Below are 26,993 nucleotides of genomic sequence, written 5' to 3'. Positions count from 1 at the left end.
GCGAGGGTGATCGGGTTGTCGTCGCCGACCTTGGACCAGTTGGGTTTCCGCCTGCACGAGGAGGACTCCGTCCTCATCGCCCGGCAGGACATCGAGCCCGGCACCTACTCCGGACTCGAGATCGCGAACACGGTGCCGCGCGGGCACAAGGTCGCCACCGCCGCCATCGCGGAGGGGACGGCGGTGCGCAAGTACGGGCAGATCATCGGGTTCGCTTCCCGCGACATCGCCGCCGGTGAGCACGTGCACACCCACAACGTCGCCTACCAGGAGTTCCAGCGCGAACACGCCTTCGGAGCCGACGTCACCACCACCGAGTACGTGCCCGAGGACCAGCGCGCCACGTTCCAGGGCTTCGTGCGGCCCGACGGCCGGGTCGGCACCCGCAACTACCTCGCCGTGCTGACCTCGGTGAACTGCTCGGCGACGGCGGCGAAGATGATCGCCCGCCGCATCGAGGCGTCCGGCATCCTCGACGACTACCCGAACGTCGACGGCATCTGCCCGCTCACCCACACCCTCGGCTGCGGGCACAGCGGACGCGGCAACGAGGGCTTCGAGGTGCTGCGCCGGGCGCTGCAGGGCTACGCGGGTCACCCCAACATCGCCGGGCTCCTCGTGCTGGGGCTGGGATGCGAGGTCAACCAGGTCAGGGCGCTGACCGAGGACCTCAAGCTGCCCGACGACATGCCCGTGCACGCGATGACCATCCAGGAGTTCGGGGGCACCAAGAAGACCGTCGCCGAGGGCGTCCGGCGCATCGAGGAGATGCTGCCGATCGCCAACTCCCACCAGCGGCAGACCGTCGGCGCCGACAAGCTGGTGCTGGCCATGGAGTGCGGCGGCTCGGACGCCTACTCCGGCATCACCGCCAACCCGGCGCTCGGTGCGGCGGCGGACCTGCTGATCCGCCACGGCGGCACGGCGGTGTTCGGCGAGACCACCGAGATCTACGGTGCCGAACACCTGCTCACCCGCCGCGCGGTCAGCCGCGAGGTCGGCGAGAAGCTGGTGGACCGGATCGACTGGTGGGAGAAGCACGTCCAGGTCGACGGCAGCTCGATCAACAACAACCCCTCCCCCGGTAACAAGGCGGGCGGGCTGACCACGATCCTGGAGAAGTCGCTCGGCGCGGCCGCCAAGGGCGGCACCACGAACCTCGTCGACGTCCTGCAGTACGCCGAACCGATCACCGACCGCGGGCTGATGTTCATGGACACGCCCGGCTACGACCCGGTCAACGCCACAGGCTTGATCGCGGGCGGCGCGCAGCTGCTGTGCTTCACCACCGGGCGCGGTTCGGCGTTCGGCTGCAAGCCGGCGCCGAGCATCAAGCTGGCCACCAACACGCCGCTGTACGAGCGGATGACCGACGACATGGACATCAACTGCGGTGTCATCGCCGACGGCGAGATGACCGTGGCGGAGATGGGCGAGCAGATCTTCCAGCACATCCTGCGCGTCGCCTCGGGCGAGGAGACCAAGAGCGAGGAACTCGGCTACGGCGAAGAGGAATTCGTCCCCTGGCACCTCTCGACCGTGCTCTGAGGAGGGCGCGGGCACCTCGGACGCGCAACCTCGGATCAACGTGAGAGCGGTTCCGCCGAACTGGTTCGGCGGAACCGCTCATCATCCCCCTCATTCAGGCCGCTACGGCTTCGCGGCTCGGGATCTCCAGGTCCCAGCGGTGGCGGTGCAGCAGCACCGGCACCTGCTCACCGCGCTGCGCGGCGGCGAAGACCTCGGCACGGGCTCGGCGCCACCAGACCCAGGTGCGCGAGGCGCCGAAGATCAGCAGCGCGACCAGGGCCAGCATCGCCACCCGGTACTCCGAACCGCCGGGCATGGACTCGAACAGGTCGAGCACCAGACCCACGGTCAGCACGCCCAGCGCCGTGGCCGAGTGCCCGCCGGCGTTGGCCACACCGGTGGCGGTGCCGACCTGGCGCAGCGAGTTGTAGTCGCGCACCAGGGCGAAGGCCACCGAGGACACCGGACCGCCGATGGCGAAGACCAGGAACGCCACCGCGATCACCGCCAGCGGCGGGCGACCCTGCGGCCAGGCCAGCAGCGCGCACCACGACAGCGCGTTGAGGCTGAGATACCCCATCACCAGCCACATCCTGCACTCCGGCCGCTGGCCGATGAGCGCTCCGACCAACGGACCGCCCACGACCTGGCCGATGATCAGCAGGCTCAGCAGCACGCTCGCCGTGGAGGCCGCCACGCCGAGCCCGTCGACCAGGTACGGGAAACCCCACAGCAGGGTCAGCGCACCCGAGACGAACATGGTGCAGAAGTGGGTCCAGAACGCCAGCCGCGTTCCAGGCACCGACCACGCGGCCCGCACCTGAGCCAGCACCGCTCCCCCGCTCTTGGGAGCCGAAGCCTTCGGCGTGGTGTCGCGCACGACCGAGACCGTCACCGCCGCGTAGGCCATGGTCAGCGCGCCGACCAGCAGGAACGTCCCGGTCCAGCCGATCGTGCGCAGCGCCGCGGCCAGCGGGAACGTGGCCGCGACACCACCCAGCGCCCCCAGTGCGCTGGAGATGGTGGCCACCAGCGCGTAGCGCCGCGCCGAGAAGTGCGCCGCCACCAGGCGCAGGATGCTCACCCACATCAACGCATCGCCCAAGCCCAGCACGCCGCGCGCGGCCAGCCCCATCGCGTACGTGTCGGCCAGCGCGAACAGCGCCTGGCCGGTCCCCAGCAACAACACCGCCGTGGTGATCACCCGGCGTGCGCCGAAGCGATCCACCAGCAAACCGGTGGGAATCTGCATGCCGGCGTAGACGCCGACCTGCAGCACCGTGAACGCGCTGAGCGCGGCCGGTCCGACGTCGAACCGATCGAGCGCCTGCGTCCCGGCAACCCCCAAGCTGCCCCTGTGAAATACCGCGGCGAGGTAGGCGACCACCGCCACGCTCCAGATCCACCACGCCCGACTCTCCGGTCGGTCGGCAGCCACGAATGCCCTCCCGTGTTCTCCATGTCAACAACGTCCTGCGAACGCTTACTCATCCGTTACTTCGTCTCGCGGAGCCCCGGGGTTAGCCATCTCGCGAGTGGACTGCACCACATGCTCCACAGTGGAGGGACGACGATCCGAGCCTTGGCCCCGGAGCGACGCTCGCTTAGCCTCTAACCCGGTGCCCGCGACGCGGCGGGCAACGACGCATCGAAAACACCGGCGCGCCAACGCGCCAGGTGGGATGGAGCGCGATGGACGGCAACACGGCCCCGCATCCAGCGATCCACCGCATGTTGCACCCGAGGTCGATCGCGGTCCTAGGCGCTTCGAACAACCCGGTCAAACTCTCCGGCCGCGCGATCGCGCTGATGAAGCGCTTCGGCTACGCGGGGAGGCTGCTACCGATCAAACCGGTGCGCGCACGGGTGCAGGGAATCCCCGCTCATCCCCAGCTGGCCGACGTCGACGGCGAGATCGACCTCGCGATGATCATGCTGCCCGCGGACCAGGTCGTCGACGCCGTCCGGGACTGCGCCGATCGGGGGATTCCGGCGGCGATCGTGGGCGCGGCGGGTTTCGCCGAGCTCGACGAGCAGGGGGCGCGACTCCAGCAGCGGCTCAGCGAGGTCGTCTCCGAGACCGGCATCCGGGTGCTCGGACCGAACTGCCTGGGCATGTTCAGCCTGCGCGACAAGGCGATGCCGACCTTCACCTCAGCGATGGATGGGAACTTCCAGCTGCGCGAGGGACCGCTGGCGTTCGTCAGCCAGAGCGGCGCGTTCGGCACCTTCATCTTCTCCGCGGCCCAGCACGCCGGCATCGGGATCTCGCACTTCCTCAACACCGGCAACGAAGTCGATCTGTCGGTCGCCGAGCTGCTGGGCGGGCTGGTCGAGCTCGACGAGGTCCGGGTGCTGATGGCCTACCTGGAAGGCGTGCACGACGGCCGGGAACTGCTGACCGTGGCCCGGCGAGCGCACGAGTTGGACAAACCGCTCCTCGCGGTCAAGGTCGGCAGCTCGGAGGCCGGAGCGCGGGCCGCGGCATCGCACACCGCGTCGCTGGCCGGTGAGGACGCGGTCTTCGACGGTGTCGCGCGGCAGTTCGGCGTGGTGCGGGTGGACGGGATGGAGCCCCTGCTCGACGCCGGACTGATCTTCGCCGACGGTCGCCGGGCCCGGGGCAGGCGCCTGACGACGCTGTCGCTCTCCGGCGGCGCCGGGGTGCTGATGGCCGACGCCGCCGCCCGCCGCGGCTTGGACGTCCTCCCCTGGGAACCCGAGTGGCAGCGCCGGATGGCCGAGGTGCTCCCGGCGTTCGGTTCGCCGCGCAATCCGGTGGACCTCACCGCGAACCTGATCAGCGATCCGGCGATGCTGCGACGCGCCCTGGAGATCGCGGTGGAACACCCGGGCTCGGACATGATCGCGGTGCTGCTGGGCAATTCCGACCACGTCGCGGACGAGCTCATCGGCGCTGTCGAGCACGCCTACCGCTCCACGGACCGACCGCTGGTCGTGGTGTGGACGGGCGGCAGCGGACGTCCCCGGGAGTGGCTGCGAGAGCTGGGCATCCCGTGCTTCACCGACCCCGGACGCGCGGCCGCAGCACTGGGCTCGCTGGCCGGCTACAGCCTGCGCCCGGCTCCACCGAGTCCGCAGCGGCCGAACGACATCGACAGCAGGGCCGTGCGCGCCATCCTGTGCGAAGCGCGCGATCACGGGCGCAGGCAACTCGACGAACACGAGTCCAGCAGGCTCATCGCCGCCTACGGGGTGCCGTGCGCGGGCGCTTTCCCCGCCAAGGACCCGCAGAGCGCGGTCGCCGTCGCGCACGACCTGGGAACGCCCGTGGCGGTGAAGCTCCTGTCCCGCGCCATCGGCCACAAATCGGACATCGGCGGGGTGCGCCTGAACGTGTCCACCGACACCGAGGTCCTGGAGGCGGCCGAGGACCTGCTGCGACTGGATCCGGACGCCAAGCTGCTCGTGCAACGGATGACGGCCGGGACGGAGTTGATCGTCGGCATCAAGCGCGACGCCACGTTCGGTCCGGTCGTGGTGGTCGGGTTCGGCGGCGTCCTGGTCGAAGTCCTCGCCGACAGCCGAGTCGGCGTCGCTCCACTGGACACCGCCTCCGCCACGCGACTCCTGCTCTCCCTGCGCGGGAGCAGGGTCTTCGCAGGCGTCCGCGGCGAACCGGCCCGCGACCTCGACGCAGCGGCCGACGCCCTCTCCCGCCTGTCCTGGCTGGCCCACGACCTCGCCGACGACCTCGCCGAACTCGACGTCAACCCGCTCCTGCTCGACGAGAACGGTGCAGTGGCGGTCGACTGCCTCGCGATCCTGACCTAGCGCGCGGGGGTGCGTTGCGGGACGAGGGCTTCCCTTCTCAAGATCACGCGCGCGAAGTCCGTCGACGATGACCGACACCATCGGCTGAGCCCGCGCGTCCCACTCGGCTCCGGGAACGCGGGCCAACTCGCCCAGCAGCAGGATGACCTCCGCCGCTCCGACGTCGTCGCGCACCTCACCGGCGGCTCTCCCCCGCTCGAGCAGCACCTCGAGCGCGTCGTCGAGCCGCTGGTGCTGGTCCGAGTGGAGATCGCGCCACGCCGACGGCCAACACGGCATCACATGGTTTGACCGCTCGAATCTTCTATTGACCGGTCAAATGCGCACCGCTAGATTCCGTCCATGGCGACCCCGGCGTACCTGCGCATCCGCACCGAACTGGAGCAGCGGATCCGCTCGGGTGCGCTGCTGCCCGGCAGCAAACTCCCCACCGAGGCGGAGCTGCGCGAGAGTACTCGGTCAGCCGTGCCACCGCGCAGCGGGTGCTGACCGAACTGGCCCAGGCCGGGCTGGTGGAACGACACCGCCGGCGCGGCACGTTCGTCGCCGAAGGCGCGCGGCAGGAGAACCTGCTGCGCCTGGTCAACCCCGCGCTGCAGGGCCCGGAAATCCCCGGACGGCACGCGGTGGACTCAGCTGCGGTCGTCCGGGCGCGCGACGCCGACGTCGAGATGCCCGGGATTGATGACGACGCGCCGGTGACGCAGCTGCGCCGGCTCAAGTTCGACGTCGACGACAACCCGATCGCCATCGAACTGTCCGCGGTCCCGTTCTCGCTGGCACCACGACTGCTCGACGAGGACCTGGCCCACCTGACCGTGCACGACTACTTCTCCCGCAACGGCGTACCCGCCGCCAAGTCCCGCGTCTACATCGACCCGGTGCTGCTCGACGACGACACCGCGTCCCGGCTGAACCTCTCCCCGGGCCAGCCCGTGATCCGGCTGCGCCGGCTGACCTGGCTCACCGGCGGCAAGCTCGCCGAAGCCATGTGGCACATCATCCGACCCGACCTCGTCGAGTTCTTCATCGAGCACAGCGTCCTGTCCACGCAGGACCGCTGAACCCCCTTCACCCCGGACGGTTCCGCGTGGGAACCGTTCGTTCAGCCTGCCCGGAAACCTCGGAGGAGTGTTCATGACTCGCGTCGCGGTGATCGGCACCGGCGTCATCGGTGCCATGACGGCCTGGCGGCTCGCGCTGCGCGGAGCCGAGGTGCTGGCCTTCGACGCCTACGGCCCCGGCCACGACCGGGGCGCCTCAGCAGGCGAATCCCGCATCTTCCGCACCGCCTACAAGGAAGGCGCCGGTTACGTGCCGCTGCTGCAGCGCGCCGAAGCGCTGTGGCGCGAGCTGGAACGCTGCGCGGACGCGCGACTGCTGACGATGTGCGGTGGGCTGACCATCGGCGCACCCGAGAACCCCGACGTCTCCGCGGTGCGGCGCTGTGCCGAAGACGCCGGGCTCGACCACGAGGTCCTCGACACCGCCGAGGCGCGAAAGCGGTTCCCGCAACACCGTCTCGACGACGGCGAGGTGATGGTGCTCGACCCGGCGGCCGGTGTGCTGCGACCGGAACCCGCCGTGCAGGCCGCGCTGCGGTCCGCCGAGTCAGCGGGGGCCAAGATCCTGCCTTACCACCCCGTCGCCGACGCCACCGAGACCACGGACGGCTGGCGGATCACCAGCGACGACAGCACATTCGACGTCGACCACGTGATCTTCGCGCCCGGCCCGTGGGCGCGACGACTCGCGCCGCTGCGGAACCTCCCGGTTGAGGCGCGCCTGATCACCGCCTACTGGTTCGCCGCGCGCGACGTCGCAGCGCACTCGCCTGTGTCGCTGCCCATCGCCATCCGCAGGCACGCCGAAGCCGGGTTCTCCTGCTTCCCGGCTCTCGACGGAGTCGCGATCAAGATCGTGCCGCACCACCTCGGTTGGCCCGAGCTCGACGGCCCGGACGACCTCCCGCGCAACTCCACGACCGACCACGCACGAGCCGCTTCGGCCGCCGCCGCGCGGCTGCTGCCGGGAGTGACACCGCACCCGATGCGGACCGGCACCTTCGCCGAGGGTTTCACCCCTGACGACCACGCCCTGCTCGGCCCGCTCCCGGGTCACCGCCTGGCCACCGTCATGACCGGTTTCTCCGGGCACGGCTTCAAGCTCGCGCCCGCCTTCGGCGAGATCGGCGCGGACCTCGCGCTGACCGGGGGCACCTCGCACGACATCGCAACGCTCGACCCGAACCGCTTCCCGCTGTGAGCCCACTGGAGGCAAACCATGCTCACCGGTTCCACCGGCCAGATCGCCGGGATCATCATCGCCAGCCTGCTGGTCATCGGATTCGGCATCGGCATGTCCGTCTACTTCGGACGCAAGGCGAAGAACTCCGCGGACTGGCTTTCCGCGGGTGAATCGCTGCCGCTGATCGTCGTCATCATCACCCAGTTCGCCACCGCCACCGGCGGCGGCGTGCTCATCGCGCACGTCGGCATCGGCTACCGCTCCGGGTGGTCGGTGTTCCTCTACGAGGGATGCGTGCTCGTCGGGTTCCTCGTGCTGATGTGGATCGCGAGATGGCTGCGCGAGCAGCGCTTCACCACCGTCCCCGACATCATCACCGAACTTTACGGCCGCAACCGGCTGGCCATCGCGATCGCCGCGCTGGCAGCGCTGGTAGTGCCCTTCGGCTGGCTGGCCACCCAGTTCGTGGCGTTCGCGCAGCTCTTCGGCCAGCTCACCGGCGTGTCGCCGACCGCGCTGATCCTGGTCATCATGGTGGCGTCGCTGCTGTTCGTGCTGCCCGGCGGCCTGACCTCGGTCGCGTGGACCGACTTCGTGTTCGGCATCTTCATGATCGCCATGTCGCTGGGCGTGGCCGCATACGCCATCCACCTCGCAGGCGGTTGGGGCCAGATCACCGCGACCGTCCCGCAGCGGCTGTGGGGCTGGGAGGGGTTCACGGCGGCCGGCTGGGACCAGATCTGGCTGTGGGTCGCGGCGATCCTGCCCGGAACGCTCACCAACCAGCTCTACTACCAGCGGGTCTTCGCCACCAAGAAGGTCTCCGACGCCCGTCGCGGGCTGGGCCTGTCCGGCCTGACGATGCTCATCGGCGGCATCTACGCCGGGTGCATCGGCCTCGCCGTTCACTCGATGAACCCGGGCCTGGTCAACGAGGAGGACGCCGCAGGCTGGCTGCTCACCCAGCTGCCGACCTGGCTGGTAATCGTCTTCGGCGCGTTCCTGGTGTCCACCATCATCTCCACCACCGGTGCCGCGCTGCAGTCGGTGGTGGCCAACCTGACCCGCGACGTCTACCAGAACATCGCGGGCAAGCAGGCCGGTGAGCGGCAGACCGTGTCGCTGTCGCGGATGATCACCGTCGGCGTGTCGGTCCTCGCCGCGGTGCTGGCGATCCTGTTCCCGAAGGCGCTGAGCTGGCTGGTGGCGACCTACGCCTACTCGGCGGCGGCGCTGGCGGCGCCGATCTTCCTCGGGTACCTGCTGCACCGGCGACGCCGGCTCACCCCGGCGGCCGCCATCGCGGGCATGGTCGCAGGCATCGTGGGGTGCGCCCTCGCCCAGCTCGCGGACACCACCGTGCCCTACGCGGTCTACGGCATCGCCATCTCGACCGTGGCAGTGCTGGGAACCGCACTGCTCACCCCCGCCCGTCCCGCCGTCGAGAACGAAAGGGCAGTCCAAGCATGAACATCGCCGTGATCGGACTGGGTGTCCTGGGCGCGGCAACCGCGCGCTCCCTGAGCCTCGCAGGTGCCCAGGTCACCGTCTTCGAACGCACCGCGCCGCTGGCGGGCACCTCGAACACCTCGTTCGCCTGGGTGAACTCGCACAGCAAGAACCCGCGCCCGTACCACGACCTGAACGTTGCGGGCATGGCCGAGCACGACGCCCTGGCGTCCTCGCCGGGCCGGTGCGCGCCGTGGCTGACGTTGGGTGGGAACATCGAATGGGCCCAGGACCCGGCCGGGACCGAACGGTTGGCCGCCTCGGTGCGCGAACTGGAGGACCGGGATTACCCGGTGAGGTGGATCGGGCCGTCGCAGGCCCGCGACCTGGTGCCCGACCTCCTCGTTCCGAACGGCGTGCGGGACATCGCCCACTACCCCACCGAGGGTCATCTGATCCCGGCGCTGCTGGTCGCGCGCTTGTGGGGAGAGGCACGCGAGAACGGCGCCGACCTGTGTTGCCCGGCCGAGGTCGTGTCGGTGTCCGAGACCGGGAGCGGGGTGCGGATCACCTTGTCGGACGGTGACTCCGCGACCGCCGACGCGGTGGTGTTCGCGGCCGGGCGCTGGACCGAGTCGCTGACCGCGACCACCGGTCACCGGGTGGCGATGGCCGATCCGGACGTCGCGGGATCGGCCACCGTCGGGCTGCTGGGATGCACCGCTGCCCTGCCGACCCGGCTGGACGCGGTGCTGACCACGCCTGCGCTGAACGTGCGTCCCGACGGCGGCGGGCGACTCGTGGTGCAGGGCCTGGACCTCGACGCCCACGCGGATCCGGCGAATCCTCCTGCGGTGGACGGCCACCACGCCCAGGAGCTGTGCCGGCGGGTGAACGACCTGCTGGCGGGGACCTCCGGCGCGGTTCTGGAATCCCTCCGGGTCGGACAGCGGTCGATGCCCGGCGACGGGTTGACGGTGGCGGGCTTCCTGGGCGAGACCGGGCGGATCTACGTGCTGGCCACGCACAGCGGGGTCACGCTGGGGCCGCTGCTCGGCAGGCTCGCCGCGACCGAGCTGCTCGGCGGTGACACCGCGCCGGAGCTCCGGCATTTCCGCCCTGACCGGCTCGTCGGTCGAGACTCGTTGCCGCCCTTGGGAAAGGTGCGGTTCGCCGGCCAGCAGTGATGGTCACTCCGCAGTGGTGTGACGAGGCGCTCCCCACTCAACTCATTTCGGAGCGTGACCAGGTAGATCATCCCATCCAGCGATCTCCATCCGCTCGCATGTCCGAATGGCCGGCGGCACAATGGGAACATGAGTTCGATGACATGGGCACTGGTCCGACACGGGTTGCGCGCACCTGGATGTGGTGGCGTGGCGAGCAAATCCGGCCCACCGCCACGTGACTCGGGCGCCGATCCTCAAACCACGAGATCACGAGCCGAGTATCGGCACCGCCAGAAGACCACCGAGAACCGGCCTCCGCGGAGGCCGGTCACCCCGGTACGCCCCTTCCGAGCGCGACCGCTGTTCGACAACTCCACAGTGGAAAGCTCAGCCCAGGTGGCGGTGCAGGAAGTCCAGGGTGCGCGGCCAGGCGACGCGGGCCGATTCCTCGTGGTACGACGCGGGGTTCTGGTCGTTGAAGAACGCGTGGCCCGCCGCGTAGACGTGGATCTGGGGGTGGACCTCGGTCTGCTTCTTGATCTTGTCCGCCACCTCACCGACGGCGTCCACCGTGACGCCGCGGTCGTACTCGCCGAAGTGACCGAGCATCGGCGCCGTCATCCCGGAGAAGTCCGTCTCGACCGGTGGGATTCCGTAGAAGGGGATGACGGCGCCGATGCGGTCACCCTGCTGGGCAGCCAGGACCAGCGCGAACTTGCCGCCCATGCAGAAGCCGACGGTGCCGACCGCCGACCCGGTCACCAGCTCGTGCCCGAGCAGGTGGTCCACGGCTCCGGCCAGGTCACGAGCCGCCCGGTCGACCGGCAGCTCCTGCATCATCCGGGCGGCTTCCTGCGCGTCGTGCGTGGTGTGGCCCCCGTAGAGGTCCGGGGCCAAGGCCACGAAGCCTTCGGCGGCGAAGCGGTCCGCGACATCGGCAACGTGGTCGGTCAGCCCCCACCACTCCTGGACCACCACCACTCCCGGGCCCGGTCGCCCGGGAGTCGCCAGGTAGCCGTGGGCTGTCCGCCCGTTGCTGGTGAAGCTGACGTTCTGGTGCGGGTTCGTCAAGCTCGTGCTCCTTCGTCGGAGGATGACCGTTCGCCGGGGCCGCTCGTGCCCGCACCATGATCCCGCCGCGAACAGTTGATCGCAGCCCTCAGTCGAGCGGCATGTGGAAGATCTCCCAGATGTGCCCGTCCGGGTCTTCGAAGCTCCGGCTGTACATCGGGCCTTCTTCCACGACGTCCCCGATGCGAGGCGATCCGGCCGCACGAGCCTTCGCCACGAGTTGGTCCACCTGCTCGCGCGAGTCGACGGTGAGGGCGGTGATGACCTCGGCGACCTTGGTCGCATCCGCCAAGTCCTTGGTGATGAAGGACTTGAAGAACGGTTCCACCAGCAACATCGCGTAGCTGTCGTCACTGATCACCATGCAGGTGGCGTTCTCGTCGGTGAAGTTCTGGTCGAAGGTGAACCCCAGCGCGGTGAAGAACTCGACCGAGCGGTCCAAGTCCTTGACGGGCAGGTTGAGGAAGGTCTTCATGGCCATCGTCGTCACTCCACTCAGTTGAGGTCGGAACTGTCAGGATCGGGCGGGGACGGGGATCGTGCCGCGCCGGGCCCAGGCGAGGAGCACGAGGACCACGCACAGCACGAGCGGCGACAGGGCCACCGCAGGGGCGCCGAGCGGGAAGACCTGCGCCAGCGCGGCGCCCACCATCACCAGCGCAAGACCGAGCGCCGCGAGCCCGCACAGCCGCGGGACCAGCAGCCCGATCGCACCGAGCAGTTCGACCGACCCGGTCAGGTACCGGAACCACTGCCCGAAGCCGATCAGGTCGAACATCTGCACGGCCATCGGATCACCGAGCAGCTTCGGGACCGATGCGAAGACGAAGAACGCCGCGAGCAGCACCTGCAGCACCCAGAGCCCGGTGTTGGCCGCCCGTCTCGGCGGAGCCTTGGTCTCGGTCGCACTCGTGGTCATTCGAGACGCACCCCTTCCATCGCGCTGTCGAGATTCGATCGCAGGTATCGACTCGACGCGCGTTGGAAACTCATCGGTGGCCGCCGACGAAGGGTGTCAGTCCACCAACTGGTCGAGCACGGTGGTGAAGACGTCGCGATCCACGGTGACCGGGTCCTGCGCGAGCCAGTGCCCGATCTCCTTGACGAACTGCGCCGGAGTCATCGGCACCACCCGCTCGTCAGGCTGCTCGACGGTGGTGATCTCGCCGGCCCGGCTGGGGTAGATCAGCACCGCACCGCGCACCTCGACCTCGGGCAGCAGCCCCTCGAAGTTGGCCACGCCCTCGTTCAGCCGGGTCACGCCGCCGCGGAACGGATGCCCGTTGCGCCACAGCGACCCCTTCTCGTCGGTCGTGTAGTGCCCGGGCAACCAGCTCTTGGACTCCACGAGCACCAGGCGACGTCCGCACAGCACCGCGTGGTGAACGTCCTCGAACACCGAGTCCTGCCAAGTCAGACCGTGGAACACCCGCACGCCGGGCAACCGGATGAGGTACTTCGCGCACAACTCGGCGGTGAGCAGCTGGGCCCGCTCGTGCTGGATGTCGGGCAGCCCGAAGATGCGCTGGTTGCCGAACTCGGCGGTGAACATCCGATGCTCCCGGTGGGCGCCGATGTGGCGACGCAGGAGCACCACGATCACGACTCCGGAGCTGATCAGCAGACCCAGCCAGGTCGCCATCAACACCGCGTTGAGCTCGACCGCCAACCCGGCCAGCAAGAGCAATGACCAGGCGCCGACCAGCGCAAACGTCGGCATCCGGTCCGGACCGAGAACCGGCAGGTACTGCACCCGCGCCTGCGGGTCGACGCTGTCCCACCAGGCGAGGTCGTCGAGCCGCACCTTCGGCATCCGGGGCACGTAGTCCGGGTCCTCGCCGAAGTCGCGTCCGGGCCGCCTGGTCCCGCCCGGCCGTCGCGGACGCCTCGACGGAGCGGTCTCTGCCTCGACCGGACGGCGCCGACCGCTGTCGTAGGAAGCGCGGCGCACCGGGTCGGTGAGCGTCTCGTACGCCTCTCGCAGGAGCCGGAACGCACCGTCGCTACCGCCGACGTCGGGGTGCATGCTGCGGGCGAGCGTCCGATAAGCCGATCTGATCTCGACCGGCGTCGCGTCGCTCCCCACACCGAGGAGTTCGTAGTAGTCGACCCCGCGCACTACCCTCCCCCGCCTCCCGGACCGCGCGGCAACAACGAGTTGCGATGACAACGCCCGGCAATGATAGGACGTGATCCGAGATCAAGATCAACCGACTGGCAGGATCTCAACCCGAACCGATCCGCCGATCTTCCGGCGGGAACGAAAAAACCCGCTGACCTGCTTGGCCAGCGGGCTCTTCCACGCGGATGACCGAGGCGGCGCTCCGCCGCCCCTCCCTTTTGGCCACCCGGGAGCCGGGCTCGGTCCTGGATGGCGCCTGGGACCGGCTCGGCCTGCTGTGCGGTGCGCGACCGCGTGAGTCTGCGTAATGCTCAGAGGGGGACCCGCCCGGCATCGCCGCCCACCATAGCCGATCGAGGCGCAGTTGTGGGCGGAATCGACTACCGAACCGGCCAACCGTTCGGCCGGGTGCGCGCAGGGTGCCCCATCAGGCTGGTCGAGTTCCCGGGAAGCGACCTTGACGCGATCTGATCCGACGTGCATAAGATCGCCGGTCGAGCCGCTGGCTGAAAGGGTGCAGATGGCTGCGGATCCGCTCGCGCCCGGCGTCTGGGGCGTGGTCGCCACCCCGTTCACCGAGTCCACACAGGACGTCGACCTGGCGTCGCTGGCGAAGCTCGTCGGGCACTACCAGCGGATCGGAGTCACCGGGCTGACGGTGCTGGGCGTCTTCGGCGAGGCGGTGCGCCTGTCCGCGGCTGAGAGACGAGCGGTGCTCGAAGTCGTGGTGGAAACCGTGGACCTGCCGATCGTCGTGGGCGCCTGCAGCACCTCGCCGGCACCCGTGGCCGAAGAGGTCGAACTGGCCACCGACGTGGTCGGCGACCGGCTGGCCGGGGCGATGGTGCAGGTCAACACCCCTGATCCGGAGCTGCTGGCCACCCAGCTCAACGCGCTGCACGCGACGACCGGCGCCGGCTTGGTGGTGCAGGACTACCCGCTGGTCACGGGCGTGTCGATCAGCGCGGTCGACCTGGCCTCGGCGGTCGAGCAGGTCGAATCGGTGGTGGCGGTCAAAGCCGAGGCCCCGCCCACTCCCCCGGCGATCACCACGCTGACGGCTCGCACCGGTGTGCCGGTCTTCGGTGGGCTAGGCGGCGTCGGGCTGCTGGACGAGCTGGCCGCGGGCTCGGCGGGAGCGATGACGGGGTTCTCCTACCCCGAAGGGCTCAAGGCCTGCGTGGACGCGTGGCGGCGGGGCGGCTACCAGGCGGCGCTGGAGGCGTACCTGCGGTACCTGCCGCTGGTGAACTTCGAGGCTCAGGCCCGCATCGGGCTGGCGATCCGCAAGGAGGCGCTGCGCCGACGGGGTCTCATCAGCGAATCCCTGGTGCGGGCGCCTGCGCCCGGCATGCCGGAGAGCCTGGAGGAACAACTGGATCGCCACTTGGCGGCCGTGGAGAACATGGAGAACTGATGGATCTGGGAATCGCCGGCCGCAATGCGCTGGTCTGCGCCTCGACAGGTGGACTGGGTGAGGCGACCGCGCGGGCACTGGCCGCCGAGGGCGTCAACGTGGTGGTGTCCGGTCGTCGCGGTGAACGCGCGAAAGCGATCGCCGCCGAGCTGCCCGGCGCCACTGGCGTGGAGGTCGACCTGACCGCGCCGGGCGGGGCCGAGAAGCTGCTGTCGGCGGCGCAGGAGGCGCTGGGGAAGATCGACGTCCTGGTGCTCAACGGTCCCGGGCCGCGCCCGGCCAGCGCCTCCGAGGTCGGTCCGGACGACACCGCGGAGGCGGTGCGGAACCTGCTGCTGGTGCACCAGAGGCTCGTCGGCGGCGTGCTGCCGGGGATGCGGGAGCGTCGTTGGGGCCGGCTCCTGGCGATCGCCTCCAGCGGTGTGGAGGCTCCGATCCCGAACCTCGCGCTGTCCAACATCGGTCGCAGCGCCCTGGCGGCGTACCTGAAGAGCCTGTCCATCGACGTGGCCGACGAGGGCGTCACCGCGAACCTGCTGCTGCCGGGCCGGATCGCCACCGACCGCTTGTCGTCGCTGGACCGTGCCACGGCCGAGCGCGAACGCCTGCCGGTCGAGGAGGTCCGCGCCCGGGGCGAGGCCGCGATTCCGGCCAAGCGCTACGGCGAACCCGCTGAATTCGGCGCCACGGCGGCGTTCCTGTGCAGCGCCCACGCCTCCTACATCACCGGAACCGCGATCCGCTGCGACGGGGGCCTGGTCCCGACCTTGTGACACCGCAACGGCTGAACGAGGCGTGTCGCGTGGAACGACGGGAGGTTCCTCCACGCGACACGCCTCTTCCGCCCCCGGAGTGTCAGCCGGTGACGGAGTTCAGGGTCGGCAGGTACGCGTTGGCGTGCCCGTCGACGTCGGGGTGGAAGGACTCCTGGATCGGGTTGCTCGGTCCGTTGATCCACTCGTCGGAGGCGCACACGCCGTGCCCTTCGAAGGCACTTCGCGGGTCGGCGAAGGAGAACCCAGCGGCCGAGGCGCGTTCGGAGATCACCGAGGCGAGTTCGTCGGCGCCCTCGTTGATCCGCTGGCGCTTGTACTCGGAGTAGAACGGGATCCCGCAGTCGCCCATCTCGTTGATCTTCGGGTAACCGAGCACGACGACCTCGGCGTTGGGCGCGGCGGAGCGGATGTTGGCGTAGGTGGTGTCGAGCTTGGCGGGCAGCTCGTTGCGGGCCTTCTCGGTGGCGTCGTTGACGGCGTTGTCGCAGCCCTCGTCGGTGCCGGCGACACAGCTGGTGATGACGTCGACGAAGCCGATGTCGTTGCCGCCGATGGAGATGGTGACCAGCGTGGTGTCGGCGCTGAGCGAACCGAGCTGGTCGGCGTTGACGTCGTCGGTGACGGCGCCCGAGCAGGCCGCGAACTCGAAGCTGGCGACTCCGTGCGAGTCGGCCCACAACTGCGGGTATGCCTTGGGGCTTCGAAGACAACTACCGCTGTCCTCGAAGTACTCCCGGGTCCCGGTTCCCGACGCGTAGGAGTCGCCGAGGGCGACGTAGTTCTCGGCGGCGGATGCGGAGTCGGAATCAGCTGCGAAGGACGGTGCGGCCGTGCCCGAGACGACCGTGCAGGCTGCCACCGCACCGATGAGGTACCTTGCGTGACGCATGTTTTCCTCCGTTCGGAGCGCGAAAAGCTCCTTCATTCAAAGAAGTCCGCGCCGAAATTCGGAGGAGTTGGCGAGTACCCGCCAGTAACCGGCTCTCGCGGCAGCTCGAACGTCGCACGGGTAGCCGCCATCGGAACAATCCCGGGTTCCGGTTTCGCCGCTTTTCCCAATCCCGGCGAAGCGGCGAGGCCCCGAAAGGGCTCACAAGACGCACGTACGTTTTGCTCGAATTCGTACGATTGCAGCAGGCACTTCGCCTCTCGACCTGGCATAGTCCTATGCCTCCCGGCACCCCATCCCAATGTTTTGAGGAGGGCGTATGACACTCCGGGTTCCCGATCACCACACCGCTTCAGCGGTGCTGTCGCGGGCCATCGCCGCAGTGCCGGAGGCGTTCGACGACGGCGTGCCCCGCAACCTCATCGACCGCCGCTGGCAGGCCGTCGGGGAGCGCGCCCCGCAGGTGACCCCGGTGGACGGCACGGTCTTCTCCCAGCTGCCCAAGATCGACGCCGCCACCGCGCAGGACGCGGTGCGCGCAGCGGCCAGGGCCCACCAGGCGTGGGCGCAGACGACCTTCGAGCAGCGACGCGACGCGGTGACCAGCGCGGTCGAGGCCATGTCGCAGGTCCGCGACGACCTCGCACTGCTGCTGGCCTGGGAGATCGGCAAGCCGTGGAAGGCCGCCTGCGCCGACGTCGACCGCTGCCTCGACGGCGTGCGCTGGTACGCCGAGCACACCGAGCAGATGCTCAACCAGGACGTGGAGGGCGCCCCGTACAAGCGCCAGCCGCTGCCCGGCCCAGTGAGCAACATCGCCAGCTGGAACTACCCGATGAGCGTCCTGGTGCACGCCGAGCTGGTGCAGCTGCTCGCGGGCAACGCCGTGATCGCCAAAACGCCCACGCAGGGCGGCGCGGTGACGCTGACGGTCGCGCACGCGCTGATGGCCCGCGCCGGGCTACCGGCCACGCTGCTGTCGGGGGACGGTTCCGCCCTGTCCGACCCGCTGGTGCGCTCGCCCGAGGTGGGCGCGCTCGCGTTCGTCGGCGGTCGCTCCAACGGCGGCAAGATCGCCGCGCAGCTGGTGGACACCGGCAAGCGGCACATGCTGGAGCAAGAGGGCCTCAACACCTGGGGCCTGTGGGAGTTCTCCGACTGGGACGGACTGAGCGCGCACCTGCGCAAGGGTTTCGAGTACGCCAAGCAGCGCTGCACCGCCTACCCGCGGTTCGTGGTCCAGCGGAAGCTGGTGGACAAGTTCCTCGCCACCTACCTCCCGGTGGTCCAGTCGGTGCGCTTCGGTCATCCGCTGGCCGGTGAGAACGGCGAGCCACCCGTGCTCGACTTCGGCCCTCTGATCTCGGCGGCGAAGGCAGCCGAGCTGGAAGGCCGGGTCGCCGAGGCGTTGCGCCACGGTGCCGTTCCGCTGCACCACGGAGACCGCTCCCAGGGTCACTTCCTGGAAGGTCAAGACGTCTCGGCCTACGCCGCACCGGTGACGCTGCTGGCACCGCCGGGAGCCAGCAGGCTGATGCACGAGGAGCCGTTCGGGCCGGTCGACACCGTCGTCGTGGTCGACACCGAGGCGGAGCTGCTGGCGCAGATGAACGCCTCCAACGGCGCGCTCGTGGCCACCGTCGCCTGCGACGACGAGTCGTTCGCCGCAGAGCTCGCCGAGAGCGTCCAAGCGTTCAAGGTCGGCATCAACAAGCCGCGCTCTCGCGGTGACCGGGACGAGCCGTTCGGCGGCCGGGGCGCGTCGTGGAAGGGCGCGTTCGTCGGTGGCCAGCACCTGGTCCACGCGGTCACCCAGGGGCCTCCGGGAGAGCAGCTCTACGGCAACTTCCCGGGTTATCACCGCTATCCGCAGTCCTGATCGCGGCGCGAGCGAACGGGGGATCCCGCTGCGGCGGGGTTCCCCGTTCGTCACCGGCGGGCTCACCGGCCGCGGTGGATCACGCCCAGGGCCCTCACCAGGGCTCACCGGGGCGGGGGTCGCAGGTGAGCGGTGCGCTGCGATCGAGGGTGGCCCCGGCCGGGTAGTAGTAGATCCAGCCGTCCTCGTCGGGGGTCGGGTGGATCCCTGTGGTCGTGAGAGCCCTGGTCGGCGCCGGCCAGGGCTTCCATCCCCGCGCTTCGTAGAACGGGCGGCCGGCTTCGCTGGCACCGAGCGCCCCGAGGTCGTAGGCCGCGCGGATCATGCGCTCGACCTCGGTCATGATCGCGCCACCGATGCCCCGCCCCTGGCTGTCTCGTCGCACCGCGACGCCCTCCACGTAACCGGCGCGCAGAGCGCGGTCGCCGAGAAGCAGGCGCCGCATCACGAGTGCGGCGTGCCCGACCAGTTCATCACGCTCCCAAGCGAGCACGTGCATGCCGCCGAGGCAGTGCTCCCAGTCGGCTTCGGTCATGGCGTCGCCCTCGTCGAAGACGTCCCACAGCAGCCCGCGCGCCGCGCGCAGGCTCGCCCCGTCGAGGTCCGCGGTGTGCGCGGTCCGCAATCCGGCCATGCGGCACATGATGGCAGCAATCAGGCGACCGGGGGCTCGCTCGCGGACGTCCGGAGGAGGTTCTCGGCGAGTTCGCTGGCGTTGCGCCCGCACATCCGCCCCTGGCAGGACCCGAGCCCGACGCGGCAGGACAGGTTCAGCGAGCTCGCGTCGCGCTGGGCGGGCGCGCTGTCCCGAAGGGCCTGGTAGGGAACTGCTTCGCAGCGGCAGACCACGGTCTGCGGCGTGAGCCACTCGTTCCAGTCCTCGCCGATGCGCGTCGCCGACGCCATCGCCCGGCTGAACTTCTGTCCACATCGGACCACGAGCATCGCTCGACGAGCGGGTTGTTCGACCTCGCTCCACGTGGTCGCCTGGACCTGCACCGCTGCGGCGAGCCCTGCGACGGCACCTTCGGCCGCTGCGGCACGGGCTCCGGCGATGCCGGTGGCCTCACCTGCCGCGAACACCCACGGCGTTGAGCTGCGCTGCGAGCCGTCGACCCGCACGAACCCGTCCTCGATGTCGCAGCCCGCCGCTCTTGCGAGCTCCAAGCGCGGTTGCAGGCCGTGGGCGACGCAGATCGCGTCCACCGGAATCCTCCGGTGCGTGCCCGGGACCGGCCGCCACCGCGCGTCGAGCTTGGCGACCACGGCCTCTTCGACCCGTTCCTCGCCGACCGCCGCGACCACCCCGGCCCGGGTGCGGAACTGCGTGTTGCCGACGAGCCTGCGCAGGTAACCGGCGAACCCGGCGAGCTTGTCCCACTGACCGGCCAGGGTCGGCGCTCGCCGCAACCACGCCGCCGGGCTTCCCGCGTCGAGCACGGCCACCACGTCGGCGCCCACACCCAGCAGCGATTCAGTGACCGGCAGCAGCAGCGGCCCGGTTCCCGCGACCAGCACACGGCTGCCCACCGCGATCCGCTGGCCACTCGCCAGCGCGTGCGCGGCGCCGGCGGTGAACACCCCGGGCAGTTCCCATCCGGGGAACGGCAGCACCCGGTCGTGCGCGCCGGTGGCCAGCACCAGCGCGTCGGCGTGGATGATCTCGCCGGCGTCCCCGGAGCCGGTGCGCACGTGGACGTCGCGCCCGTCCAGCGACCGAACACCACCGGCCAACCGCCGGATGCGCGGGTGCGCGCCGATCTCCTCGGCGAGGGTCGTGACACTGCGCTGCCCTCGCCGGATCCGCTGCGGTTGGGCGAGGCCGAACTGCTCGGGCGGCGCTTGGTTGTACTTCCCGCCCAGGGCGTTCGAGGAATCGACGAGCAGCACCTCGGCCCCGGCTCGGGCGGCGTGCAGTGCGGCGGTCATGCCGGCCGGGCCCGCACCCACGACCACGACGCTCATCCCCGCTCCCCCGAACCGCGGGTGCTGATCACGTCGCCGGGTTCGACCGACCGCAGGCAGGCGCGGACGTCCGGGGCTCCGTTGACCACCAGCACGCACTCGGCGCACACGCCGATCCCGCAGAACAGCCCACGCCTCCGGCCACGACCACCGCATTCGCGCCACGCGGTCAACCCCAACGACATCAGCACGGCCGCGACCGTCTGCCCGGCGTGCGCGGTGACCCGGCGCCCGTCGACCTCGACGGCGAAGCGGGCCTGGTAGCGCGGTTGTGCTGGGTCCAGGTGGGCGGGAAGCAGGTACGGTCCGGTCAACAGCCGCCACCTCCTGAGATCTGCACCGGCACGGCGCTGGCACCCGTTGCGGTGCGCACGGTTCCCGATCGAACCGGCAGGAGAAATTGAACTGCCCCAGAGCAGATCGCGCATCAATCCATTGATGTAGGCCCGTCAGACATGGGACTGATGCGCCAGAACAGCCGTCCCCGGCAGCCACCGCCTGCGCTGCGGTGTTGCCGGGGACGGCCTCTTCCCTCTCCCGATGGCTTGAGCTCTACGGCTGCGGGAACTGCGCGGCGTAGGTCTTCACGGCATTGGCGATGGCCGCGAAGTTGCGCTCCAAGGCTTGGGCGTCGACGTTCTCGACGGTGTCGCACGCCTGGTGGTAGCAGGCGTCGAAGGCTTGACCCGCCTGGCCGCCCCACTTCTCGGCCTGCTCCGGGCTCTTGGTCTCCTCGGCGCCCGTGAAGGTGCCGCCGGCCGGGATGCCGACCTCGATGAACGGGCCGTAGTCGGAACGACCGTCGAAATCGGTGCCCTCCGCGGGCGTGCCCGCCGCACCCAGCGAGTCGTTGAGCAGCTCCTCGATCTGCGCCGACCCCTCCGGGCCCGGGCCCGCACCAACGCCGTCCGAGTCGTCGCCGTCGTAGGTGAAGTAGCCTGCGTTGGGCGAGCCGACCATGTCGAAGTTCAGGTAAGCGGCGATCTTCCCGTGCTCGGTCTCCGGCAGCGTCTCCACGTAGTGGGTGGAGCCCACCAGACCCTCTTCCTCCGCGCCCCAGAAGGCGAAGCGGAGCTTGTTGGTCGGCGTCTCACCACCCGCCGCGTGGTCGAGCGCTGCCTGCAGGATCGCGGCCGCACCGGTTCCGTTGTCGTTGATCCCAGGCCCCTCGCCCACGCTGTCCAGGTGGGCGCCGAACATGACGACCTTGTTGGCATCGCCACCCGGCGTTTCGGCGATCAGGTTGTAGGTGGGACCGCCGAGGGAGTCGAACTCCTGGACCGTCGTGACGAAGCCGGCTTCGTCCAGCTTGCCCTTGATGTAGTCCAGGCAAGCCTGGTAGCCGGGCGTCCCGGAGGCTCGGTTCCCGCCGTTCGCACCGGCGATGTCCTGCAATTCCTGCAGGTGGTCCTGCACGGCCATGGCACCAGCGCGTGCGCTGTTGTCGGCAACGGCCGCGGTCGGCAGCACCAGCGCTGCGGCCGCCGCGAGCGCGGCGGCGGTGACGAGCATCGGGCGGTTCGGCATCTCCGCGATCCCCTTCGTCGATGTCGGAGTCGATCTCGATCGATCGCGCATTCGCCAAGCGAACGTATCGGCGTGAGTCACGAGGAAGACCGCTTTGACCAGAAGTCGCCTCAACAACACGTTTTTCCCGTACGCGCGGCGGGGTTCGCGGTTGCAGAGCAGAGCACAACCGGACGCTCGATGCGCTCGGCAGATCGAGGCTCGCGTTGTTCTCCCGGCGGCGCTGAGGCAAGCTGGGGCGACACCCCACCAACCCATGGAGGTACCGCACGTGGAACAGGTGGTCCTGCTCGACGAAGCCGGCCAGGCTATCGGCGTCGAGGACAAGGCGACCGTGCACCACCAGGAGACGCCGCTGCACTTGGCGTTCTCCTGCTACGTGTTCAACGACCACGGCGAATTTCTGCTCACCCAGCGGGCGCACCACAAGCGGACCTTCCCGAGCGTGTGGACCAACACCTGCTGCGGTCACCCGGCTCCAGAGGAGGAGATGAAGGCCGCCATCACCCGCCGGCTCGGCGAAGAGCTCGGCTTGGCGGTGCGCGGGCTCGAACTGGCGCTGCCCGCGTTCCGCTACCAGGCCACAATGGACAACGGGGTCACGGAGAACGAGATGTGCCCGGTGTTCGTCGCTTTCACAGACGGCACCCCCGCGCCCAACCCGGACGAGGTCGCCTCGACCCGTTGGGTGCGCTGGAAGGAGTTCAGCACCGGGGTCCTCTCCGGTGACACCGAGGTCTCCCCCTGGTGCGCGCTGCAGGTGCGCGAGCTCACCGAGCTGGGGCCCGAACCGGCGCAGTGGCCCATCGGCGCCCCGACGACTCTGCCACCGGCAGCCCGCGTGGCCTGAGAACCGCGCAACACCGAGCGGTCCCGGAATCCGCTCGGTGTGCGCTACTCGGCCCGTGCGAGCGGGGTGAGGTCTCGCGACCAGCTCCACTCGCCGGGTTCGGGCGCACCGACGAGCTTCATCCCGGCGCCCCGCAGCGTGCGGGAGATCGCGGTGTTGTCGACGTGGGTGTGCGCGGTGAGCGTCCTGATCCCGAGCTCGGTGGCCTGTTCGACGATCTGCTGGGCGAGCACCGCGCCCACGCCCCGGCGCTGCCAGTCGTCGCGCACCAGCAGGGCGAGCTCGCCGCTGTCGCCGTCGTACATCAGGTTTCCCATCCCCACGACCTCGCCCTGCGGCCCGAACGCCAGCGTGGAGCGCCCCAGAGCCGGGGTCAGCAGCAGTCGCAGCCCTCGTTCGCCCGGGGCAGGTCCGGGGCTGAAGTAGCGGCGGAAGCGCGCCGCGCTGGAGCAGCGCTCGTGGAACTCGGCGACCAGGGCGAGGTCTGCGCGATCCGCCGGGCGCAAGGTCAGCTCGATCTTGCCTGACGTCGTCGCGATCCGCTCGATCGGGCGAACGCGAGCACGACAGCTGGTGACCAGCTCGACCATGGCGCGGGAGCGCGCGAACTCGGCCGGGGTGAACGCTCCTCCCGGCCGGGTCAGCACGAGGAACCCGCCGCCGGGTTCGGCCAGGCACATCGCGGTCTCGGTGAAGACCCCGGATTCCAGTGACGGCTCGGGTTCCTCCTGCCAGCGCACGTCGACGTGCCCGAGCAGCGAGCGCAGGCTGCGCACCAGGTCTGTCCGGCCGTTGACCAGGTCGTCCGCGAGGTTGGCGGTGCGAGTGGGCACGTCGTCGAGTTCGCGGACGTCTGCGCGCGAGGCGGTCACGTCGTAGCCACCGGCGCTCTCCACCGCGGCGACCAGGTCGGCGTGCCGTATCCGGGTGGGAACGTGCAGCAGCACCTCGTCGACCGCCCCGTCGGCGACCGGGTGCACCTGCATGGTGCGGATGTCGCCGCCGAGCGCCGCCAGCGCCCCGGCCAGCTTCGCCAGGCGGCCAGGTGTGTCGGTGACGCGAGCCCGCAGCCGCCACAGGTTCTGCGGGACGAACGCCACTTCTGATGGGACCGGTTCCGCTCCGTCCTCGGTCGTCATGGGGGCGGTGCCGCGACGCGACCACCACCGCGCGGCCCCCGCCACCAGCAGCGCCGCTCCGAGGGACATCAGCACCAGCGTCGCGGCGGAGTGGCTGCGCACGCCGGTGACGATGAGGTTCGCCGCGCCTGCGACGAGGAACAGCGCCGCCAGCTCGATGATCTCGCAGGTCCAGTCCCCGTGGGCTCGGCGGTGCTCGCTGGGAGTCATGTCCCCCATGCTTCAGGCACCACGTTTCACCGGGACGAACCCCGATCACACCGGCGTTACCAGCCTGACATCACACCGAGCGGTGAACGCGCGGCATCAGCGAACCGATTGGCCGTAGCCCGCGAAGAGGGTTGCGCAGTGGGCGAGTTCTCCGTCCGAGAGGACGGCCGGGTCGCCGAGCTTGGCGGCCGTGAGCCACAGCTCGCAGAGCCATTCGAGCTGCCGGGCCCGGTTGTAGGCCTTGCTGAGGCTTTGGCCGATGGTGACCGTGCCGTGGTTGCGGAGGATGCAGCCGTTGCGGTCGCGCAGCGCCTCGGACATCGACACCGCGAGGGCGTCGGTGCCGAAGGTGGCGTAGTCGGCGACGCGCACGGCACCGCCGTAGTCGGCCAGCTGGTAGTGCACGGCCGGAACCTCGTTCCGCAGCAGCGACAGCGCCGTGGCGTGCAGCGAGTGGGTGTGCACGACCGCGCCCGCGTCGTGCTCGACGTAGGCGCTGAGGTGCATCGGCAGTTCGGAGGTGGGCTTGAGCTCGCCCTCCACGACCTCACCGCTGAGGTCGACCAGCGGGATGTCCACCGGCCGCAGCTCGTCGTACTCCACTCCCGAGGGCGTGACCGCGACGAGGTCGCCGCTGCGCACCGACACGTTGCCGGAGGTTCCCACCACCAGCCGGTCGGAGGTCATCCGCCGCGCGATGTCGATGACCTCGCCGCGCTGCTCGGCCAAACGCAATGAGCTCATCCCTTCCCGTTCAACAGGCCACCCCGGTGCCCTCGTAGCCGTCGATCGCCGCGACCTTCTCAGCCGACGCCGAACTCGTGTCGAAACGGTAGTCGAGCCACTCACCGACGAGCTTGCGGGCCAGTTCGAGCCCGATCACGCGCTGCCCGAAGCACAGCACCTGCGCGTTGTTGCTCAGCACCGAGCGCTCGACCGAGTAGCCGTCGTGCGCGGTGACCGCCCTGATCCCGGGCACCTTGTTGGCGCTGATCGCCACGCCGAGCCCGGTTCCGCACACCAGCAGCGCCCGGTCGGCCGACCCCTCGGCGACCAACCGGGCGGCCTGGACCGCCACGTGCGGGTAGGCGGTGTGCTCGTCGTTGCCGACTCCGACATCGACCACGGAGGCGACCCGGGAGTCGTTCTCCAGGTCCTCCTTCAGCGCGTTCTTGTACTCCAGCCCGGCGTCGTCGGATCCGACGACGATGCGGTACGGCTGTTCGCTCACTGGTCCTCTCCCCCTCCGGAGTGTTCGCCGATCAGCTCTCCGACCCGGGTGAGCACGAGCGCCAGCGACGTCGCGCCCGGGTCCGGTGTGCCCACGCTGCGTTCGGCCAGCGGCCTGGCCCGGCCCGTCCGGGGCCGCAGTTCCGCGGTGGTGGTGGCCGCCTTGGTCGCCACCGCCGCCGCGCGCCGCCACGCCGCGGCTCCCCCGCTGCCCTCGTCGACCGCTCCGCGGAGCTCCTCGGCGAACGGCACCAAGGCGTCGACCAAGGTCTTGTCCCCGAGTTCGGCGCGCCCGAGGCGCTGCACCGAGGTGAGCGCGGCCTCGGCACCGGACACCAGGTCTGCCGCGCGAGCCTCGCGGTCGTCGGGCAGCAGGTCACCGAAGGAGCGCAGTGCCGCTCCCCACAGCACTCCCGAGGTCCCGCCGGCCTTCGACGCCCACGCGTCGCCGGCCGCGAGCAGCACGGCCGCGGGACCGACGCCCTGGGCTGCTGCGGCTTCAGCGGCTTCGACCGCCGCCGAGCTGCCGCGCGTCATGCCGCGTCCGTGATCACCATCGCCCGCGATGGCGTCGAGTCGCCCGAGCTCGTCCTCGTTGTCGCGCAACAGCTCCGCGACCGCACGCAACGACGCGACCGCCACGGCGGCCGTGGCCTGCCCCTGCTCCGGTGCGACCACGACTTCCGGTTCGGCCACCACCGGGTCCTCGACCTCGACGTCCGAAGTGGGCGCTTCGACGAATCCCCTGCGGTAGGCGGGGGTGTCCGCCGGGGCGAGCCAGAGCCGTTCGAGCTCGTCGTCCAGCCAGGTCAGGGTCAGCGAGCAACCGGCCATGTCCAGGCTGGTCACCAGCTCCCCCACCTCCGGCGCGACGACCTCGACACCGGCCTCGGCCAGCAGCCGGGACGCGGTTGCCCACACCACGAACAGTTCTTCGTACTTGGTGGCACCGAGCCCGTTGAGGATCGCGGTGACCCGTCCGCCTTCGGCCGGAGCCTCGGCCAGCAAGCCGTCCACCAGGGTTTTCGCCAGTTCCGACGCCGAGGGCATCGGCGTCTCGGACACCCCGGGCTCGCCGTGGATGCCCAGCCCCAAGCCCATGCGACCTTCGGGCACCTCGAACAGCGGGTGGTCCTGGCCGGGCAAGGTGCAGCCGTCGAATGCGACGCCGAGGCTGCGGGTGCGCGCGTTGGCGTGCTCGGCGACGCGCACCACCTCGTCGAAGTCGTAGCCCTCCTCGGCCGCAGCGGAGGCGACCTTGAAGACCACGAAATCGCCCACCACGCCGCGTCGCTTGGTCTGCTCGTCGGCGGGAGCGCTGGCGACGTCGTCGGTGACCACCACGTTGTGCGCGCGAGTCCCCTCGCGTCGCAGGCGTTCCACGGCGAGCCCGAAGTTCATGTTGTCGCCGGCGTAGTTGCCGAAGGAGAACACCACTCCAGCTCCTCGGTCGGCCGCGCGCGCCACGGAGTAGGCGTCGGCGGCCGATGGCGAGGTGAAGATGTTGCCGATCACCGCGCCGTCGGCGAAACCGGGCCCGACGACTCCGCAGAACGCGGGGTAGTGACCGGATCCGCCGCCGGTGACCACCGCGACCTTGCCCGGCCGGGCCGGGCGGGAGCGCACCACGCCGCCGGCGACGCGGCGCACGTGATCGGGGTGCGCGGCCACGAACCCGGTGACCATGTCCTCGGTGAAAGTGGCCGGATCGTCGTACAAGCGCGTCAC

Annotated in this window: 24 protein-coding genes and 2 pseudogenes; 11 read left to right on the top strand and 15 right to left on the bottom strand. The window is 70.2% G+C overall.

Annotated elements, in window-relative coordinates; all coding sequences use genetic code 11:
- Positions 1–15: 15 nt before the first annotated feature.
- Positions 16–1,548 carry a UxaA family hydrolase gene (locus tag E1161_RS23050; RefSeq protein WP_132626696.1) on the top strand — a complete coding sequence of 511 codons (1,533 nt, stop codon included), beginning with the start codon at positions 16–18 and terminating at the stop codon, positions 1,546–1,548.
- Positions 1,549–1,642: 94 nt separating this feature from the next.
- On the opposite strand, the gene E1161_RS23045 is transcribed toward E1161_RS23050, so the two are convergent.
- Entirely contained in the window at positions 1,643–2,968 is a 1,326-nt protein-coding gene (locus E1161_RS23045) for an MFS transporter (protein WP_132626694.1), read from the bottom strand.
- Positions 2,969–3,222: 254 nt separating this feature from the next.
- Here E1161_RS23045 and E1161_RS23040 point away from each other — a divergent pair, with 254 nt between their 5' ends.
- Entirely contained in the window at positions 3,223–5,325 is a 2,103-nt protein-coding gene (locus E1161_RS23040; protein ID WP_132626692.1) for an acetate--CoA ligase family protein, read from the top strand.
- Positions 5,326–5,385: 60 nt separating this feature from the next.
- Here E1161_RS23040 and E1161_RS28570 read toward each other — a convergent pair.
- Positions 5,386–5,604: pseudogene (locus tag E1161_RS28570) on the bottom strand (SbtR family transcriptional regulator); the annotation flags it as partial.
- Positions 5,605–5,667: 63 nt separating this feature from the next.
- On the opposite strand from E1161_RS28570, the pseudogene E1161_RS28200 reads away from it, so the two are divergent.
- The 5 genes and pseudogenes from E1161_RS28200 to E1161_RS23015 all read left to right on the top strand — a co-directional run.
- A pseudogene (locus E1161_RS28200) lies at positions 5,668–5,810 on the top strand (GntR family transcriptional regulator); the annotation flags it as partial.
- Between the two features lie 186 nt (positions 5,811–5,996).
- On the top strand, positions 5,997–6,389 hold the full coding sequence (locus E1161_RS23030) for a GntR family transcriptional regulator (RefSeq protein ID WP_408012017.1): 393 nt from the start codon (positions 5,997–5,999) through the stop codon (positions 6,387–6,389).
- Positions 6,390–6,462: 73 nt separating this feature from the next.
- The gene (gene solA / locus E1161_RS23025; RefSeq protein ID WP_132626690.1) at positions 6,463–7,590 is read left to right on the top strand and encodes an N-methyl-L-tryptophan oxidase; all 1,128 of its coding nucleotides are present in this window, start codon (positions 6,463–6,465) and stop codon (positions 7,588–7,590) included.
- An 18-nt stretch (positions 7,591–7,608) separates the two neighbouring features.
- The gene (locus tag E1161_RS23020) at positions 7,609–9,042 is read left to right on the top strand and encodes a sodium:solute symporter family protein (protein ID WP_132626688.1); all 1,434 of its coding nucleotides are present in this window, start codon (positions 7,609–7,611) and stop codon (positions 9,040–9,042) included.
- Positions 9,039–10,208: an NAD(P)/FAD-dependent oxidoreductase gene (locus tag E1161_RS23015; protein WP_132626686.1), complete on the top strand. Its 1,170-nt coding sequence runs from the start codon at positions 9,039–9,041 to the stop codon at positions 10,206–10,208. Before E1161_RS23020 ends, E1161_RS23015 begins: the two co-directional genes overlap by 4 nt.
- Positions 10,209–10,577: 369 nt before the next feature.
- Here E1161_RS23015 and E1161_RS23010 read toward each other — a convergent pair whose 3' ends face one another.
- From E1161_RS23010 to E1161_RS22995, 4 genes are all read right to left on the bottom strand, one after another.
- Positions 10,578–11,261: a dienelactone hydrolase family protein gene (locus tag E1161_RS23010; protein WP_132626684.1), complete on the bottom strand. Its 684-nt coding sequence runs from the start codon at positions 11,259–11,261 to the stop codon at positions 10,578–10,580.
- Positions 11,262–11,349: 88 nt separating this feature from the next.
- Positions 11,350–11,742, bottom strand: coding sequence for a VOC family protein (locus E1161_RS23005; protein WP_132626682.1), 393 nt, complete (start codon positions 11,740–11,742; stop codon positions 11,350–11,352).
- A 33-nt stretch (positions 11,743–11,775) separates the two neighbouring features.
- Positions 11,776–12,180, bottom strand: a complete 405-nt coding sequence (locus E1161_RS23000; RefSeq protein WP_132626680.1) for a DoxX family protein — start codon at positions 12,178–12,180, stop codon at positions 11,776–11,778.
- A 96-nt stretch (positions 12,181–12,276) separates the two neighbouring features.
- Positions 12,277–13,380 carry a J domain-containing protein gene (locus tag E1161_RS22995; protein WP_132626678.1) on the bottom strand — a complete coding sequence of 368 codons (1,104 nt, stop codon included), beginning with the start codon at positions 13,378–13,380 and terminating at the stop codon, positions 12,277–12,279.
- A gap of 523 nt (positions 13,381–13,903) precedes the next feature.
- Between E1161_RS22995 and E1161_RS22990 the strand changes: the two genes are divergently transcribed.
- Both E1161_RS22990 and E1161_RS22985 read left to right on the top strand, forming a co-directional pair.
- Positions 13,904–14,800 (top strand): dihydrodipicolinate synthase family protein, encoded by an 897-nt coding sequence (locus tag E1161_RS22990; protein WP_132626676.1) that lies wholly within the window; start codon positions 13,904–13,906, stop codon positions 14,798–14,800.
- Positions 14,800–15,573, top strand: a complete 774-nt coding sequence (locus E1161_RS22985; protein ID WP_132626674.1) for an SDR family oxidoreductase — start codon at positions 14,800–14,802, stop codon at positions 15,571–15,573. Before E1161_RS22990 ends, E1161_RS22985 begins: the two co-directional genes overlap by 1 nt.
- 82 nt (positions 15,574–15,655) lie before the next feature.
- Here the strand turns inward: E1161_RS22985 and E1161_RS22980 are convergent, their stop codons facing one another.
- Positions 15,656–16,465 carry an SGNH/GDSL hydrolase family protein gene (locus tag E1161_RS22980; RefSeq protein ID WP_132626672.1) on the bottom strand — a complete coding sequence of 270 codons (810 nt, stop codon included), beginning with the start codon at positions 16,463–16,465 and terminating at the stop codon, positions 15,656–15,658.
- A gap of 319 nt (positions 16,466–16,784) precedes the next feature.
- Here E1161_RS22980 and E1161_RS22975 point away from each other — a divergent pair, with 319 nt between their 5' ends.
- On the top strand, positions 16,785–18,344 hold the full coding sequence (locus E1161_RS22975) for an aldehyde dehydrogenase family protein (protein WP_132626670.1): 1,560 nt from the start codon (positions 16,785–16,787) through the stop codon (positions 18,342–18,344).
- A 94-nt stretch (positions 18,345–18,438) separates the two neighbouring features.
- Here the strand turns inward: E1161_RS22975 and E1161_RS22970 are convergent, their stop codons facing one another.
- The 4 genes from E1161_RS22970 to E1161_RS22955 all read right to left on the bottom strand — a co-directional run bounded on the left by E1161_RS22970 (position 18,439) and on the right by E1161_RS22955 (position 21,836).
- Positions 18,439–18,978 (bottom strand): GNAT family N-acetyltransferase, encoded by a 540-nt coding sequence (locus E1161_RS22970; RefSeq protein ID WP_132626668.1) that lies wholly within the window; start codon positions 18,976–18,978, stop codon positions 18,439–18,441.
- Positions 18,979–18,998: 20 nt separating this feature from the next.
- Positions 18,999–20,309: an FAD-dependent oxidoreductase gene (locus E1161_RS22965; protein ID WP_132626666.1), complete on the bottom strand. Its 1,311-nt coding sequence runs from the start codon at positions 20,307–20,309 to the stop codon at positions 18,999–19,001.
- Positions 20,306–20,623 (bottom strand): 2Fe-2S iron-sulfur cluster-binding protein, encoded by a 318-nt coding sequence (locus E1161_RS22960; RefSeq protein WP_235875239.1) that lies wholly within the window; start codon positions 20,621–20,623, stop codon positions 20,306–20,308. The genes E1161_RS22965 and E1161_RS22960 overlap by 4 nt, the downstream gene beginning before the upstream one ends.
- Before the next feature lie 238 nt (positions 20,624–20,861).
- Positions 20,862–21,836, bottom strand: a complete 975-nt coding sequence (locus E1161_RS22955; protein WP_235875238.1) for a M28 family metallopeptidase — start codon at positions 21,834–21,836, stop codon at positions 20,862–20,864.
- A gap of 271 nt (positions 21,837–22,107) precedes the next feature.
- Here E1161_RS22955 and idi point away from each other — a divergent pair, with 271 nt between their 5' ends.
- Positions 22,108–22,686 carry an isopentenyl-diphosphate Delta-isomerase gene (gene idi / locus E1161_RS22950; RefSeq protein WP_132626662.1) on the top strand — a complete coding sequence of 193 codons (579 nt, stop codon included), beginning with the start codon at positions 22,108–22,110 and terminating at the stop codon, positions 22,684–22,686.
- 44 nt (positions 22,687–22,730) lie between these two features.
- Here idi and E1161_RS22945 read toward each other — a convergent pair whose 3' ends face one another.
- The 4 genes from E1161_RS22945 to E1161_RS22930 all read right to left on the bottom strand — a co-directional run bounded on the left by E1161_RS22945 (position 22,731) and on the right by E1161_RS22930 (position 26,993).
- On the bottom strand, positions 22,731–24,035 hold the full coding sequence (locus E1161_RS22945; protein ID WP_132626660.1) for a GNAT family N-acetyltransferase: 1,305 nt from the start codon (positions 24,033–24,035) through the stop codon (positions 22,731–22,733).
- A gap of 96 nt (positions 24,036–24,131) precedes the next feature.
- On the bottom strand, positions 24,132–24,779 hold the full coding sequence (locus tag E1161_RS22940) for a class II aldolase/adducin family protein (protein ID WP_132626658.1): 648 nt from the start codon (positions 24,777–24,779) through the stop codon (positions 24,132–24,134).
- A gap of 10 nt (positions 24,780–24,789) precedes the next feature.
- Entirely contained in the window at positions 24,790–25,266 is a 477-nt protein-coding gene (locus tag E1161_RS22935; protein WP_132626656.1) for a ribose-5-phosphate isomerase, read from the bottom strand.
- Positions 25,263–26,993 carry a dihydroxyacetone kinase family protein gene (locus E1161_RS22930; protein WP_132626654.1) on the bottom strand — a complete coding sequence of 577 codons (1,731 nt, stop codon included), beginning with the start codon at positions 26,991–26,993 and terminating at the stop codon, positions 25,263–25,265. Before E1161_RS22930 ends, E1161_RS22935 begins: the two co-directional genes overlap by 4 nt.

Source organism: Saccharopolyspora aridisoli (assembly GCF_004348445.1).
GTDB lineage: Bacteria > Actinomycetota > Actinomycetes > Mycobacteriales > Pseudonocardiaceae > Saccharopolyspora > Saccharopolyspora aridisoli.
Note: the sequence above shows the minus strand (reverse complement) of the source record. Positions and strands in the feature narration are given on the sequence as shown.

Excerpts from the sequence above, each read along its gene's own strand:
- E1161_RS22965 (WP_132626666.1), bottom strand. The coding sequence starts at position 20,309 with ATGAGCGTCGTGGTCGTGGGTGCGGGCCCGGCCGGCATGACCGCCGCA.
- E1161_RS23000 (WP_132626680.1), bottom strand. The coding sequence starts at position 12,180 with ATGACCACGAGTGCGACCGAGACCAAGGCTCCGCCGAGACGGGCGGCC.
- E1161_RS22945 (WP_132626660.1), bottom strand. The coding sequence starts at position 24,035 with ATGACTCCCAGCGAGCACCGCCGAGCCCACGGGGACTGGACCTGCGAG.
- E1161_RS23020 (WP_132626688.1), top strand. The coding sequence starts at position 7,609 with ATGCTCACCGGTTCCACCGGCCAGATCGCCGGGATCATCATCGCCAGC.
- E1161_RS22975 (WP_132626670.1), top strand. The coding sequence starts at position 16,785 with ATGACACTCCGGGTTCCCGATCACCACACCGCTTCAGCGGTGCTGTCG.
- E1161_RS23015 (WP_132626686.1), top strand. The coding sequence starts at position 9,039 with ATGAACATCGCCGTGATCGGACTGGGTGTCCTGGGCGCGGCAACCGCG.
- E1161_RS22940 (WP_132626658.1), bottom strand. The coding sequence starts at position 24,779 with ATGAGCTCATTGCGTTTGGCCGAGCAGCGCGGCGAGGTCATCGACATC.
- E1161_RS22985 (WP_132626674.1), top strand. The coding sequence starts at position 14,800 with ATGGATCTGGGAATCGCCGGCCGCAATGCGCTGGTCTGCGCCTCGACA.
- solA (WP_132626690.1), top strand. The coding sequence starts at position 6,463 with ATGACTCGCGTCGCGGTGATCGGCACCGGCGTCATCGGTGCCATGACG.
- E1161_RS22980 (WP_132626672.1), bottom strand. The coding sequence starts at position 16,465 with ATGCGTCACGCAAGGTACCTCATCGGTGCGGTGGCAGCCTGCACGGTC.
- E1161_RS22970 (WP_132626668.1), bottom strand. The coding sequence starts at position 18,978 with ATGGCCGGATTGCGGACCGCGCACACCGCGGACCTCGACGGGGCGAGC.
- E1161_RS23005 (WP_132626682.1), bottom strand. The coding sequence starts at position 11,742 with ATGGCCATGAAGACCTTCCTCAACCTGCCCGTCAAGGACTTGGACCGC.
- E1161_RS22990 (WP_132626676.1), top strand. The coding sequence starts at position 13,904 with ATGGCTGCGGATCCGCTCGCGCCCGGCGTCTGGGGCGTGGTCGCCACC.
- E1161_RS23030 (WP_408012017.1), top strand. The coding sequence starts at position 5,997 with ATGCCCGGGATTGATGACGACGCGCCGGTGACGCAGCTGCGCCGGCTC.
- E1161_RS23040 (WP_132626692.1), top strand. The coding sequence starts at position 3,223 with ATGGACGGCAACACGGCCCCGCATCCAGCGATCCACCGCATGTTGCAC.
- E1161_RS22955 (WP_235875238.1), bottom strand. The coding sequence starts at position 21,836 with ATGCCGAACCGCCCGATGCTCGTCACCGCCGCCGCGCTCGCGGCGGCC.